This is a genomic window from Roseibium algae, assembly GCF_037783265.1.
Lineage (GTDB): Bacteria > Pseudomonadota > Alphaproteobacteria > Rhizobiales > Stappiaceae > Roseibium > Roseibium algae.
Genome location: NZ_JBAKIA010000004.1, coordinates 324098 through 337485 on the forward strand (window position 1 = coordinate 324098; position 13388 = coordinate 337485).

The window sequence follows — 13388 nt, forward strand, 5'->3', positions numbered from 1 at the left end:
CAGATCAGATCCAGCGCCGAACCCGAGCGCGATAGTCCAGATAATCAATCCCAAAAATCTCGGAGAGCCGCTCTTCTTCCGGCTTGATCTGCAATTCTGTCATGTACCAGATGAACCCCGGTAAGATCACCAGAGCAGTCAGACTTCCAATATAGAGTGCAAGGCCGAGCAGGATCAGCATGAGGCCCAGATACATCGGATTGCGGCTGAAGCGATAAATTCCACTCGTGACCAGGCTGGTCGCGTTTTCAGGATTCATCGGGTTGACGGTGGTTTGGCGACTGCGAAATTTGCGAACTGGGGGAACACCGATGCCAAGACCGGTCAAGGCCGTGATTGCCGCGAGCAAGGTTTGTCCGGGAAAGGCAATGGCCCCAACGGGCAGCAGCATTGCGCCGATTACGAGCAAGACAGCGGCAACAAGGAAAACGAAGACCGGTGGGACCTTTAATTGCATTGATCGCTCCTTGATCTGATGATCGTCAGGATTTGCGCTGAGTTTAACTCTCACCGGGTATTCTAGCTTTTTAAGCTGGACACTGGGTGATCCAGGTCAATTCGGAAGCCCTCTAACGTTTTAGTTCAATCGGTTCTCCATGAGGCGTCGCGCGGGCGGCCTTGTCCCAGGCGTTCTGCAGATCGCTGAGGACGGAGAGAGACGTTATACCCTTTTCAGACAGTAGTTTCTCGAAAGCTGCCAGCCAATGGTCATAGTAGCTCTTGGAAGGGGCATCTGACGCCAGTTCTGCGCCGAGCATTCGAGCCCATTCTGGCCAGGTGAAAACACCGGCCTCATGGGCTTTAAGGGTCATGGCGAACACTCGTGCTTCCCAAGGCGCAGCGAAAACCGGGCCTTTATCGTCTATGGGGATGGCGGGGGAGGCGGTGATGATTGCGGTATATGCCAAATCAGAGACGGTCAAGATAAGGCTCCCATAGGTCGAGTCGAAGGGTCAGCTTTGGATCGCCGTCCGGCCCCCAAATGTCGGGGCCATTGAAGACAACACCATAAAGCCATTGCGGATCCTCTCCTGTACCAGCGGCGTTGTTGTCGGGAAAAACGTGAACACCATGGATGGCCTCAATCACGCCGACACAGCCTCTTGCATATCGCGGCAGGCGGGTGTGGCCTTCCGGGTGCATGACTTTGGTGCGAATGGGGTCACCGATCTTATAGGAGGCAGCTCTTGTTTCAGGTCTGTTGACCGGGCCACCTTTGGCAAGGGTCGCGGCGACGTCTGCTGCACTCAGAACCCGCTTGACCGGCTTGGCCGGGTTTTTCATGTGCCCGTTTGCGAGTTCTTCTTGGGAGATAAGGTCAGCCCCAAGGCAGAGTTTTTCCAAACCCTTGGTCCAGATCTCATAATAGCTGGAGGACAGATACTCTGCTGGGGGCAGACTCTCGCGGGCAGAGCGTGAGGCGTCCAGGTTCCAGGAACCGGTCGCGCCCATGGCCAGGGTGATGGCAAAGGCGCGTTCTTCCCATTTTCCATGAAAATTTGGCTCATTAGGCTCCAGCTCTATCGGGCCGAAGCCCATCTGGCCGCCGAGATCCTGTGCGCCGTTCATTGGGTTGGCTCCAGGTCGTTTGAAAGATCTTCGGGCCGGGTTGCAAGAGCTGTGCCGATCATGCTGTCGCGCGAGACCAGTTCTGCCAGTTGGTCTTCGCTCCAGTCCTCCGTTCCTGCAGGGCGCATTGGGATGATCAGATAACGGACTTCTGCTGTCGAATCCCAGACTCGAATGTCAGTACCTGCGGGCAAGGTGACCCCGAATTCTGCCAGAACGCTGCCTGGGTCGCGAACGGTGCGCGAGCGATAAGGGGCGGATTTGTACCAGACAGGCGGCAAGCCAAGCACGGTCCACGGATAGCAGGAGCACAGGGTGCAAACGACCATGTTGTGGCTGTCCGGCGTGTTCTCGACTGCGACCATGTGCTCGCCTTGGCGGCCTGTGAAGCCGAATTCGGCAATCGCCGCAGTGGCATCTGTCAGCAGCCGATCCCGATAGGCCGGATCGCTCCAGGCCTTCGCCACGACCCGTGCGCCGTTCTTCGGGCCGATTTTTGTCTCATAGGTCTCGATCAAGACATCCAGCGCTGCCGGATCGACATAGCCCTTCTCGGTCAACAGTGTTTCCAGTGCCCGCACCCGAAGCTCTGTCTCGGACAATTCGGAATGATCATGGGCATGATGGTGATCGTGATCGTGGCCAGACATGAAAACTCCTGAGACGAGAAAATAGCACCTGAGATCCTATGATCATTGCGCGTCCCTCGCCAAGGGCATGTCGTTAAGATCGGTATGCTTTTTCGTCACAATCTGCTGTTTGCGGCGTCCCTCAAGCAGACATGACTCTTCAGGAGGGCGATATGGCGCTGGTGGATATATTGAAAGAACGCTCGGTCTGGACCTATTCGATGATGGTGGGATCAACACAGCTGGGCGAAATGATTGGTGAGGAGGCCTTGACGACCGTCAATGTCGTTCAGATTCAATGCGCTATGGACTCCGAATTGGCCAAAATCAGGCGACCAACAAAGAGTGCCCGGCAAAGTCTGACACTCAGCACCACACGCCTTTCAGGATCTGGTCGTGAAAAGCAATTCGGCGGTGACTGGCTCTGGAATTACAAGGGAAAGACCTATGTGATCCAGGCCAAACGGCTTGATGTCATTAAAGACACGAACCTGGCAACCTACCAGATTGACATCCCGCAACTGCGCAGGCTGCTTGAGACCGCTGCCATTTTGCAAAGCGAAAGCCTGGTGGCGGATGCCAGCGCTTATTATGTGTTTTACAACACAATGATAGGTGACCAGCCCTTGCCGGACCCGGTGGCAGAAGCAGCTCTGCCTTCAGAAGACGGAGCAAAGCAAGCCAGCCGGAAAGGCGACCGGTCAGAAAACGCTGTCGGCCGACAAAAAGACCGACACGCAAACAGGCAAGGCAACTGCCGTCGCACCGAGGAAGACACTCCAGAAGAACGAGATCCGCGCGCGCCCTGCAATTTCGGCTGCACCATGTTGTCTGCTCAGGTCCTGTTCGACGAGATCGAAAAACAGGGCAAGCTTGACCAGACAACAGTTCTGATCGGATTGGGTACGGTGGAAAGCCTCGGTGTCCAGTCCTGGGTGGATTGTATCCAGAAACATGGATCTTGCTGTGACAATGCCGTCGTCGATTAGCATTCAGCGCATTTGTAAGCAGGATCTCATTCGCATTCTAATCAAGGGTGGGGCAGGGGGAAACCATGGCGTTTGGTGAGCGCTTTCAGGATTTCGTCCTTGTCATCGATGAAGCCGCCATCGGAAAGCACCAGAACAGGCAGAGACTGGTTCTCCGAACCCAAAAGCGCAACAAGTTCAGCACGAGGACGTGGCCAGGCAATGCGGTATACGTCAATCTTGGCAGCAAGCTCTGGAAACGAGGCCAGAATGCCTTCCAGTAGAGCGCAGTGCCAGCAGTAGAAATTGTCACCGGGATAGGCCGGATCGCGAAAGCCGGGTGTGAGCAGGTAAAGAGCGTCTTTCATTGTGTCCCTCTTGGTGGGAGCTTTGGGAGCATCAACTTCATTCCCTGAATAAATCCGAAACTCTTGGCCACTCTGCGCCCGGGTGATGGGCTGCGATCTCCAGGAATTTGTCGAGGAACTCATAACAGCCCTCTTCATGGGCCAGATGATGACTCAGGATTCCGAGCGGCTCAGCCGTGTTGGTTCTGCGACGGCACAGATGCAAATCGAGGCGAAGGCGCGCGCTTTCCCAGCCAATGAACCGCCGGTCTTTCTTCCACTTGATAATGTCGACATGGCTTTGCACTTGGCCCTGACGTGGGAAGTGATGCCAGGTGAAGGTGGACAGGCCGGAAAGGCCAATGCCGGGCAGTCGGCGGGACACTTCAGGTGCAATCCGGTTCCACGGCGGCACCATGGCAGGCACAAATTTTTTCCCGAACAGCTCTTCAAGCCGCTTTTTGCCCTGCGTGAGCTCATCGATCAGCTGGTCCGGATCTCTGCGTGACCCAAGCTCGGCGGCTTTCTCGCCAAGGTCCTTGCGCTGAAAGTTCTTGTGTTGAAAGCCGTGTTGCAGAACGATGGCATGGGGTTCATCTGCAAGGCGTTTAGCCAGAGCTTCGGTCGCATGTTTGGGGATCACAGCCAGTGCGACATCCACATCATGGGCATTGGCGATGGCCAAAAGTCGATCTAGATCGTCGGTTGGCTCCACTGCATCATCATCGCGCCACCAGAAGCGGACTTTTTGGCCACGCTCGGCAAACCAGTCGAGATGAGCGAGCAGCTCGGTTTTGAAACGGTCGTAATCAGAACTCATGCGGCGCGGGCTCTCAAGTCTTCCAGCAAAATATCAGCGCTTTTGTCCGCACCGCCAAGCAACACTTCCGTGTGCGTTTGCGGCAGGGCGAGAGCTTCGTCCACGGCGGTGGCAAGGCGCTCTGGCGTCAAATTGTGTTCCGGTGCGACGATGGCTCGGCCATGCTTGGCCAGAGCCTCGGCGCGTTGTGTCTGCTCGGTTTCTTTCGCTTGGGCAAAAGGGACAAAGACGGCCGGCGTTCCGGCAATCAAGACATCAAGCACCGTGTTATATCCGGCTTGTGAGACGGACAGCCTTGCGCGCTCGAGTAATCCAGGGAAATCGCGGCGGGCCCGCTCGACGATAACGCCTTCGCTGGCTCTATTCTGGTAAGCCTCAAAAACGCCATGCGAAATGTCATGACCGACCAGAAGTCGCCATGTTGTGTCTTTTGCGCGCCGTGACAGTGGCCGCGCTTCCAGGGCTGCCATCAACAGGCCTTCGGCAACGGCACCGCCACCGCATGAGATGATCACTTCATCCTTGCCGTCGCTTGCCGGTGGCTTTGGCCGGGGCCCGCCACCGACAAACCCGGTGTAGTGCACCAGATGTTCTACCCGGTCCGCGAAGGGAAAACTGTCGGCCAGTTGAACGAAGTCAGGGTCGGAATGGATCAGGATCCGGCCGTAATGTGCCAGTGCCTGATCGGCCATCCATTCCTCTTTCCACAGTTCCTGCTTGCGCACCAGAATGTCACGTATTGAGGTGGCAATCAGCGGCGGTCTGTCGGATTGACGGGCTGCCTCCAGCAATGCGGACAGCTCAAATTCGAATTGCCTGCGCCCGAAGGGATAGGTTTCTGTGAGCAGCAGGTCATAGGGCTTGGCGGCAAAGGCTTTCAGCGTTGCGGCAGTGCGCATTTCCTTCCAGGCAACGTCGATTGGATCGCCGTCAGGTGTGACCAGCCGGTTGAAGACTGCATCCGGGCTCTTCACAGGGGGAAGCTGAAGGATCTCCAGACCAGTCGTGTCTAGGGTTGGTGGCAGCAAGTTTCCAGTGGCCAGCGTGACAGAGACCCCGCGTGCAACAAGAGCCTTACCGATCGCGGCTGCGCGTACTGCATGGCCGGTGCCAAGGAGGTGCTGGACGTGAATAAAGGCCGAGGTGTTCATGAGGGGTCCGTTACGGAGGCAAGGAGAGTGCGGACCGGCATCTTATGCCAGTGTTGATCTTGTGCGGCCTCTAAAAAAGCATCCAGGCGCTGTGCCCCGGCCTCTAACCGGTGGTTGGATGCAATATGTGCGGTGGCCTCGGCTCCCATGCTTTTCGCCTGGGCAGGGTCACTCAGAACCTTGCGCAAATTGTCGGCAAACGCTTCGGCATCGCCTTCTGGTGACAACAGTCCGGTGATGCCATGGCTAACGATGTCCGGAACGCCAAATGTATCGCCTGCAATAACGCCCATGCCGGCCGCCTGCGCTTCCAGAAACACAAGCCCGAAAGCTTCCCGGATCGCTGGCCAGACAAAAAGATCGTGCATCGCGTAAAGCTTGGGCATCTCGTCTGGCGGTAAAGCCCCGACATAGTGGATACGATTGGCCGGAAACAAAGACAGGATGTGGTCTTTGGACGGGCCATCTCCGACAATCGTCAGGTTCCAAGGCAGGTCATTGACCCTGGACAGGGCCTCGGCCAGAACTTCATAAGATCGGGTCTTGTCACCCTTGCGCATCATGCCGACTGCCAGCAGTTTGAGCGGTGCCCGCATTCTGGGACGGGGAGTATCTGCAGCCCACTCGAACGGTTCGGCATCGAGAAATGGGAGCAGGACCTGCAGCCGGGCTCGAGGTACAACATCCGCCAGACATGCGCGATCTGCGTGGTGCAGGGCGGCGACCCGGTCGGCGCAGGCAAGGGCGGCATCCGCAGCGGCAAAGCCGAAGGCCCAAGGTCCGGTCTGTCGTTTCGGAGCTCTGCTGGCTTCAATGGTGGCGTAGGGCAGTTTGAATTTAGCTGCCAGCGCAGGCCCGATCCAATCGGGGGCTTTGTGGTAGAGGTGATAGGTCAGGAATAGATCAGGTCGGTAGTCTTCGGCCTGCCATTCTTCGGCGATCCTGTCGGCTTCTGCCAAAGCCTTGTCCCGCACAGCCATTTGTACGGTTTCGCTGCCCTCTTTGCGCCAAGACCGGAACCGGCTTGCGATTCGAACGTCGTGATTATGGGACTCCAGAGCGCGCACGATTAGGCGTCCCATGGTTCTGTCACCGGATGGAACTGGATCGTCGAGCGGCTTCATCGGCGCTGTGAAGGCGATTTTCAATCAATATGCCTTGGGTTGTTCTGCAAGGTCTGGATCACAGCACCTTTCGGAATTTCGCGGCCAGATGGTCAAGACCTGGCGCGCTGGCGAACTCTTTGCGCACATGAGCTGCGGCAGCGCGGCCAAGCCTATCACGTAGCGACGGGTTCGCAATCAATTCCATTAACGCAGCGGCAAGAGACTGGCGATCTGCAGGTGGAACAAGACGTCCTGTTGTGCCGTCCATGATCAGTTCAGGAATTGCCGAGACCTGCGTCGATAGACAGCATAAGCCCATCGACTGGGCTTCCATCAGCACATTTGGCAGGCCATCGCGGTCGCCGGATTTCGCCAGTTTTGAGGGCAGTGTGAAAAGATCAGCTTCGGAGCAAGCCTTGATGACTTCCTCACGCGGTTGTGCGCCTTTCCAGCTGATACGTTCAGACAGGCCAAGCTTGTCGGACATTTGCTTCAGCTCATCAGAAAGTTCGCCGCCGCCAATATGGGTAAAGTGCCAGTTGAGATCCTTTGGCAATTTGGCCATGGCATGAAGCAGATCATCATAACCCTTTTTCTCCACAGCGCGGCCAACGGATAGAACCTGCACCGGATCGCTTGAGCCATCGCGCAAGGAAGGTGTGACTTTTGGTTCGGGAAACCCCGTGAAATCCAGACCGTGATACACCAACTCGACCTTTGAAGGATCGGCAGACAGGTTTTTCAGGTGGTCTACGTTGACCCCTGTGCAGGTGACACCCCAGGCCGCGTCATCCAGTTTGGTGCGAAGGTCCCATTCTTCGCTGGTCCAGATGTCTTTGGCATGGGCGGAAAACGACCAGCCACGGCCTGACAGATGTGCGGCATAGCGCGACACAGAGCAGGGCGTGTGCAGATAGTGCGTGTGAATCCAGGAGATATCCTCCGGCAATTCATGGGCAAAGACGCAGCCCTGTGCCCACCGGCGTTGACGACCGGCATTGTGCTCCTGGGCATAATCAGCCTCAAACAGCGCTTTGGCAGCGGCATGTGTCGGTTGCTTTTCAGCCCATCGTTTGGCCTTGGCCACGCGCGCTGGATCATCCTTCACGTATTCCGGCAAATACATCACTTCGGCAGAAATCTGCCGGTGCAGCTCGTGAATGAAAGGATCATAGGGCTTGCGCAGGGCAACGATCAGAATCGGGATGCCACGTCGCTCAAGTCCAAGGATTTCCTGGGCGATAAAAGTTTCGGACAGGCGCGGATAGCCTTTAACCACAACGGCAATGCGGGACATGGATTTACTCTTGAAAATGAAGGCTGAAGCCGCGTGGCTTTTAGAAGTTGACCAGCTTGGGAGAGGAGAGATCCGGGCGGTTCTCGTCGAAGATATCACCGACCATTTCGCCGATGACCTCTAGGCCGCCAAGAAGATTTTCTACTCCGGCAGCAGACGGACGGGGCGAATTGGGCAGTGTCACGAGGGCCTCCGTCATCAGGACGGGGTCTGGATATTTGTCAATCGGCAGAACTGTGAGCAAACCGCTTGCTTCTGCGCGGGCAGCCCGGATCGCCTGTTCGCGGCGTGGAATGATACGCGGCACCATAAGCGTTGGTTTGTCGAACGACAGGATTTCACAGAACGTGTTGTAGCCACCCATTCCGACAATGGCTGTCGCACTGGCCAGATAAGGTTCGATCTGTGGCGTAAATCTTATGATCTCAACATCGCGCAGATGCTCTGCACGCTCCACAAACTGCGCGACAGCGGCGGCGGGCATGAATGGACCAAGGATGATCAGGGCAGGGAACAGCGGGTGCTTGTGGGCTTCATAGGCCCGCATGACCCAATCCACCATTTCCACGCCGTCACCACCACCACCTGGTGTCACCAGAATATAAGGTTCTTCGCCAAACGGGCAGGGTTTGGGCGCAGCTTCGGCTCCCTCGGGCAAGCCGCGGCGCAGGTAGCCGGTGTATTTCAGCTTTTCTTTGATGCCTTCCGGCAAGTCGATGCCTTCAACCGGATTGCAGATGCCCTCCGGGCCATAGACCCAGATATCGTCATAAAGGTTTTGCAGCGCCGGGTAGACGTTCTTGCGTTCCCATTCCAGCCGCAGGATCTCAGGGTCATCCATGACGTCGCGCAGACCGAGAACCAGCCGCGTATCGGTGTCCTTCAGCGCTTCTAGAGTGGGCAGAACTTCACCGCGCAGGCCAAGCGGCTCTTTGTCGACGATGAATATGTCCGGATCGAAGACCTTGGCTGTGTGTTCGATGATGGAGGAGCGAATCGCAAGGGTGTGATCAATATTCAGATGCAGAGAAAGCGGTGTATATTCACCATCTCGCAATTTGATCACGCCGGGAATGCGCACAAAATCCACACGCGAACGAAACTCGAAGCTTCCGATGATCGGAGAGCCAGACAGAATCAAAACGGACAGTTCATCAAAGGAGCCGACCAGCGAATGTGCTATTGCGCGGCACCGTCTGAGATGACCCAGCCCAAAGGAATCATGACTGTAAATCAGTATCTTTGGTGAATTGGACCGCATGATTCCTCATTCGTTGCGCCGATCCGGCTCGCGATATTAAATCCTGCTCTTGGCAGGCGTGTCTTCGGGTCTTAAGAGTTAAGTGAACTAATATGATATCTTCGAGACAATCAATCAGGTCTATATCCTTCTTTTAAGGGTAATATACTAAATATCCAGCGTGTGCACGACGTTGCGGTGGGTCAATTTGGACGAGTTATGGAAAAAAGCCTATTTCGGTTCATTTGGAAGTTCAGCTCCCGGCAGCAGATCTTTATACTCCTGATTACCGTTCTGTCCTATCCGGTCAGTTATGTTCTACTGGAACTGCCGAAGCTGATTGTCAATGATGCCGTTCAGGGCAATGATTTTCCACGCGCCGTTCTTGGCGGTGAGTTTGATCAGCTTTCCTATCTGTTATTGCTTTGCCTCGGGTTCCTCGGGCTTGTTATCATCTCGAACGGCCTGAAGCTCTATATCAATGTCTATAAAGGCCGTTTGGGCGAGCGGATGTTGCGGCGCCTGCGTTTTGAACTGTTTCAGCGCGTCCTCCGGTTTCGGCTACCCCACTTCAGGAAGGTCAGTTCGGGTGAAATAATCCCGATGATTACCTCTGAAGTCGAGGATGTCGGCGGTTTTATCGGAGAGGCCTTTGCCTTGCCTGCCTATCAGGGCGGCATGTTGGTTGTTCAGCTCGGCTTTATTTTCATGCAGGATCCCCTGCTGGGCCTCGCAGCTGTCTCCTCCTATCCCATTCAGGGCTATGTCATCCCGAAACTTCAGCGCAAGGTCGTGCAGCTGTCGCGTAAGCGGGTGAAGAACGTTCGCTTGATCGCTGACAAGGTCGGAGAAAGCATTTCCGGCGTGCCTGAAATCCATGCCAATGATGCCTCGGCTTGGCATTCTGCGGACTTGTCTGATCGCCTCTACCAGAATTTCAAGATCCGATATGAGATCTTCAATCGCAAGTATTTCATCAAGTTTCTCAATAACTTCATGAACCAGCTGACGCCATTCTTTTTCTACCTGATTGGTGGTTATCTGGTGATTGAGGGTAATTTGAGCATCGGAGCTTTGCTGGCTGTGATCGCTGCCTACAAAGATCTGGCAGGCCCATGGAAAGAGCTGCTTGCCTACTACCAGTTGGTGGCTGATGTGCAGGTCAAATACCAGACGGTTGTCGAGAACTTCGATCCACCGGACATCTATCCGGTTGAGCGTCTTGTGTCGGATGAAACCGTCGCGTTGAAGGGCGCGCTGGATATGTCCAATGTGACCTTCTCCGGAGGCGCAGCCGGACAGGAAGTCACCGATATTACCCTGAAAGTGCCGGAAGGTGTGGATTGCGCAATCGTCGGCGCGGATGGATCCGGGCGCGCCGAGGTTTTGCAGCTTGCAGCGGGGCTGGTCAGTCCTGTTTCGGGCAAGGTGAAAATCGGCAGCCAGGATCTGGAAAAGCTGACGGCGTCGACCCTTGGCCGCGAGATCGCCTATGTCGGCGGGGCCGTCCACATTTGGACCGGAACGATTCGTGAGAATCTTTTTTATGGTCTGCGCCATCGTCCGTTGATCGAGGCTAAGCGGGAGGGCGAAGACCTTGATGACTACAAACGCCGTCTTGCAGAGGCGAACGAGACGCAAAATCCGACTTATGATCTGATCGCTGGCTGGGATGATTTTGCCGCTGCCGGAGTGGCAGACTTGAATGGTCTTGATCAGAGGGCGCTTGAGCTACTGCGCGCGGTTGGTCTTGAGCCTGACATCTATCGGCTGGGTCTACAGTCCCTGTTTGATCCCAGCATGGATGATGCCTTTGCCGACCGTATTCTGGCAGTGCGCAGCAAACTTGCTGAGCGAATTGCGGCAGACCCGGGAATCGCTGGCTTGGTTGAGCTTTGGGATGCAAAGCACTTCAACTCCAGCGCCAGCCTGGCGGAAAACCTGTTCTTTGCGGTGCCTTCTGATCCTGATGTGACCATGGAGCAAGTGCCGGAATTGCCGGAGGTCAGGGCTTTCCTCAAGGAAACCGGCCTGGACGAGCGCTTGAAAGACATCGGTCTCAAAATCGCTGAAACCATGGTCGAGTTGTTTGCCAATGTCAGCGGCGACAGTGGCCTGCTGGGCAATTATTCCTTCATCAATCAGGATGACTTGCCAGAGTTCGATCGGATCACACGGATTGCGCGTTCAGGTCAGCAGCGGCCAGGTCTGACACAGGCCGATCGGGACAGGTTGATTGCGTTGGCGTTCAAGCTTGTGCCCGCCCGCCATCGTTTGGGCGTTCTGGATGATGGATTGCGCGAGGAGGTGATATCCTTCCGCGAGCAGTTCCATGATAAGGTGGTCTCGGCAGGCGACAGCTTCGTTGCCATCGATCCGACGCTTTATTTGCCGCCATTGACCATTGAAGACAACCTTCTGTTTGGTCGACCTCGTGTCGACAGGCGCGACTCCCGCCAGCGGATTGATGCGGTTATTCGGACCATTGTGGAAGAGATGGGTTTGCGCGAGCCAATTGTGTTCGCCGGGTTCAATTACCATGTTGGAGTATCAGGCTCACGTCTATCGGCTGGTCAGCGCCGTCGTCTTGCTCTTGTTAGGGCGCTTTTGAAAAACGCCAAAGTAACGATCCTTGACGATATCGGAACGGGTCTTGGCGAGGATGACAAGGTTCTGCGATCAGCTTTGCGTGAAGTTCTGAAAGGCCGGACCTTTTTGTTTGGCGCGCCGAACGCAGCGGTAGCCGATGAATTTTCGCTCAAGTTTGTTCTGGAACAGGGGCGGATTACCGGAGATCGAGATGAGCGTGCTTGAGCCTTGGCGAACAAGGTGCTTTTCTGCAGGCTTGCGCCCCGCGCAAGACAGTTGCGGCGTACACGCCGGAAACGGCAAAGGAGGTAACAGTGTCACTGGAAACTGAAGTTGAAGCTCTTAGAAAGGTGCCCCTGTTCAGAGGGATCGATGAGACCAAGCTTCGGCTGCTGGCCTTTATCTCTGATCGCATGGAGTACAATGCGGGCGAACGCCTGTGCACACAGGGCGAAGAGGGCGACAGTGCTTTCATTATCCTGAAAGGGGCAGCAGACGTTCTGGTCAATACGCCCGACGGCGAGAAAACCGTTGCGCAAGTGAAAGAAAGCTCAATCGTCGGTGAAATCGCTATTCTGTGTGATGTTCCCCGAACGGCCACTCTGATTGCGGCCTCTAATATGGATGTGCTGAACGTATCCAAGGACGATTTTCTAAAGATGCTCAAGGAGTTTCCTGAAATGTCGCTGGAAGTCATGCGGACCTTGGCTCTACGACTTGAGCGCACGACACGCGATTTGGCAACGGCCCAATCTGGCGCGGCTGCGTAAGGAGAGACGGTTTGGCGACGGAATTTTCGCTGCGGTGTTGGGGAGCAAGAGGGTCGACACCGACGCCTGGTGCGAGCACGTTGCGTTACGGTGGCGAGACAACCTGTCTGGAACTAAGAGCGGGTGATGCCCTGTTGCTGATCGATTGCGGGTCTGGCGCCCGGAATCTCGGTATGAACCTTTGCTCCGCGGGCCCCAGGGAGTTTGATCTGCTGTTCACGCATACGCATCTGGACCACATATGCGGATTACCGTTTTTCAAGCCTGCTTATGATGAGCGTTTCAAGGTCAGGGCCTGGGCAGGCCATTTCGAGAATGGCAATAGCCTGTCTGAAATCGTCTGCCGGATCATGTCGCCGCCGATTTTCCCCGTTGCAGCAAAAACACTGAAGGCAGTTGAGTTCCTCAATTTCCGCGCAGGTGAGAAACTGAAGCGAGACGATGATTTGGAAATCACCACCTGCCGGCTCAATCATCCCGGCGGTGCTTGCGGTTATCGCTTTGATTTCCATGGCAAGTCGATTGCGATTGTCACAGATCACGAGCATGGTGATGCTGAAATCGATGCAAATGTGCGCCGGTTTGTCAAAGACGTAGATTACATGATCTACGACGCCATGTTCACCGACGAAGAATATCTCATCTATAAGGGCTGGGGTCACTCTACTTGGCAAAAGGGTCTAGAACTTGCCAAACAAGCAGGGGTCAAGACACCGGTTCTGTTCCATCATGACCCGAGACACTCAGACGATGCGATGGACGCAATCGGCCGTGCAGCCGAAAAGGTCTTCCCAGGCACATTGATAGCCTTTGAGGGTATGGTGATCGAGCCCTAAGGGCTTTTATCACGGGCTATCACAATGAAGTTGCCTGGCTTGCGCAGTTCGTTCACATCAGCGAGC

Annotated in this window: 14 protein-coding genes; 4 read left to right on the plus strand and 10 right to left on the minus strand. The window is 55.5% G+C overall.

Annotation, left to right across the window (positions count from 1 at the left end; translation table 11 throughout):
• Positions 1–4 precede the first annotated feature (4 nt).
• The 4 genes from V6575_RS07860 to nthA all read right to left on the minus strand — a co-directional run bounded on the left by V6575_RS07860 (position 5) and on the right by nthA (position 2219).
• Positions 5–457 carry a methyltransferase family protein gene (locus tag V6575_RS07860; RefSeq protein WP_340273706.1) on the minus strand — a complete coding sequence of 151 codons (453 nt, stop codon included), beginning with the start codon at positions 455–457 and terminating at the stop codon, positions 5–7.
• A gap of 112 nt (positions 458–569) precedes the next feature.
• Positions 570–923 carry a nitrile hydratase accessory protein gene (locus V6575_RS07865; RefSeq protein ID WP_340273708.1) on the minus strand — a complete coding sequence of 118 codons (354 nt, stop codon included), beginning with the start codon at positions 921–923 and terminating at the stop codon, positions 570–572.
• A complete protein-coding gene (gene nthB, locus V6575_RS07870; protein ID WP_340273710.1) occupies positions 910–1569 on the minus strand; it encodes a nitrile hydratase subunit beta in 660 nt (219 codons plus the stop codon). The genes V6575_RS07865 and nthB overlap by 14 nt, the downstream gene beginning before the upstream one ends.
• Entirely contained in the window at positions 1566–2219 is a 654-nt protein-coding gene (nthA, locus tag V6575_RS07875) for a nitrile hydratase subunit alpha (RefSeq protein WP_340273711.1), read from the minus strand. The genes nthB and nthA overlap by 4 nt, the downstream gene beginning before the upstream one ends.
• A 152-nt stretch (positions 2220–2371) precedes the next feature.
• On the opposite strand from nthA, the gene V6575_RS07880 reads away from it, so the two are divergent.
• Entirely contained in the window at positions 2372–3187 is an 816-nt protein-coding gene (locus tag V6575_RS07880) for a hypothetical protein (protein ID WP_340273712.1), read from the plus strand.
• A 41-nt stretch (positions 3188–3228) separates the two neighbouring features.
• On the opposite strand, the gene V6575_RS07885 is transcribed toward V6575_RS07880, so the two are convergent.
• From V6575_RS07885 to V6575_RS07910, 6 genes are read right to left on the minus strand one after another with little or no spacing between them, the layout of a single operon-like run.
• Positions 3229–3534: a DUF3088 domain-containing protein gene (locus V6575_RS07885; protein ID WP_340273713.1), complete on the minus strand. Its 306-nt coding sequence runs from the start codon at positions 3532–3534 to the stop codon at positions 3229–3231.
• Positions 3535–3571: 37 nt separating this feature from the next.
• The gene (locus V6575_RS07890) at positions 3572–4333 is read right to left on the minus strand and encodes a polysaccharide deacetylase family protein (RefSeq protein ID WP_340273714.1); all 762 of its coding nucleotides are present in this window, start codon (positions 4331–4333) and stop codon (positions 3572–3574) included.
• The gene (locus tag V6575_RS07895; protein WP_340273715.1) at positions 4330–5484 is read right to left on the minus strand and encodes a glycosyltransferase family protein; all 1155 of its coding nucleotides are present in this window, start codon (positions 5482–5484) and stop codon (positions 4330–4332) included. Before V6575_RS07895 ends, V6575_RS07890 begins: the two co-directional genes overlap by 4 nt.
• Positions 5481–6632 (minus strand): glycosyltransferase family 4 protein, encoded by a 1152-nt coding sequence (locus V6575_RS07900; protein ID WP_340273717.1) that lies wholly within the window; start codon positions 6630–6632, stop codon positions 5481–5483. The genes V6575_RS07895 and V6575_RS07900 overlap by 4 nt, the downstream gene beginning before the upstream one ends.
• A gap of 34 nt (positions 6633–6666) precedes the next feature.
• The gene (locus V6575_RS07905; RefSeq protein WP_340273718.1) at positions 6667–7887 is read right to left on the minus strand and encodes a glycosyltransferase family 4 protein; all 1221 of its coding nucleotides are present in this window, start codon (positions 7885–7887) and stop codon (positions 6667–6669) included.
• A gap of 40 nt (positions 7888–7927) precedes the next feature.
• A complete protein-coding gene (locus V6575_RS07910; RefSeq protein WP_340273719.1) occupies positions 7928–9148 on the minus strand; it encodes a glycosyltransferase family protein in 1221 nt (406 codons plus the stop codon).
• 198 nt (positions 9149–9346) lie between these two features.
• Between V6575_RS07910 and V6575_RS07915 the strand changes: the two genes are divergently transcribed.
• From V6575_RS07915 to V6575_RS07925, 3 genes are all read left to right on the plus strand, one after another.
• Entirely contained in the window at positions 9347–11941 is a 2595-nt protein-coding gene (locus tag V6575_RS07915) for an ABC transporter transmembrane domain-containing protein (RefSeq protein ID WP_340273720.1), read from the plus strand.
• Positions 11942–12030: 89 nt separating this feature from the next.
• Positions 12031–12486 carry a cyclic nucleotide-binding domain-containing protein gene (locus V6575_RS07920; protein ID WP_340273944.1) on the plus strand — a complete coding sequence of 152 codons (456 nt, stop codon included), beginning with the start codon at positions 12031–12033 and terminating at the stop codon, positions 12484–12486.
• A gap of 11 nt (positions 12487–12497) precedes the next feature.
• Positions 12498–13322, plus strand: coding sequence for an MBL fold metallo-hydrolase (locus V6575_RS07925; RefSeq protein WP_340273722.1), 825 nt, complete (start codon positions 12498–12500; stop codon positions 13320–13322).
• Positions 13323–13388 lie beyond the last annotated feature (66 nt).

Bases quoted from the DNA above. Each gene is read 5' to 3' on its own strand.
- V6575_RS07860 (WP_340273706.1), bottom strand. From the start codon at position 457: ATGCAATTAAAGGTCCCACCGGTCTTCGTTTTCCTTGTTGCCGCTGTC.
- nthB (WP_340273710.1), bottom strand. From the start codon at position 1,569: ATGAACGGCGCACAGGATCTCGGCGGCCAGATGGGCTTCGGCCCGATA.
- nthA (WP_340273711.1), bottom strand. From the start codon at position 2,219: ATGTCTGGCCACGATCACGATCACCATCATGCCCATGATCATTCCGAA.
- V6575_RS07880 (WP_340273712.1), top strand. From the start codon at position 2,372: ATGGCGCTGGTGGATATATTGAAAGAACGCTCGGTCTGGACCTATTCG.
- V6575_RS07885 (WP_340273713.1), bottom strand. From the start codon at position 3,534: ATGAAAGACGCTCTTTACCTGCTCACACCCGGCTTTCGCGATCCGGCC.
- V6575_RS07890 (WP_340273714.1), bottom strand. From the start codon at position 4,333: ATGAGTTCTGATTACGACCGTTTCAAAACCGAGCTGCTCGCTCATCTC.
- V6575_RS07895 (WP_340273715.1), bottom strand. From the start codon at position 5,484: ATGAACACCTCGGCCTTTATTCACGTCCAGCACCTCCTTGGCACCGGC.
- V6575_RS07905 (WP_340273718.1), bottom strand. From the start codon at position 7,887: ATGTCCCGCATTGCCGTTGTGGTTAAAGGCTATCCGCGCCTGTCCGAA.
- V6575_RS07910 (WP_340273719.1), bottom strand. From the start codon at position 9,148: ATGCGGTCCAATTCACCAAAGATACTGATTTACAGTCATGATTCCTTT.
- V6575_RS07915 (WP_340273720.1), top strand. From the start codon at position 9,347: ATGGAAAAAAGCCTATTTCGGTTCATTTGGAAGTTCAGCTCCCGGCAG.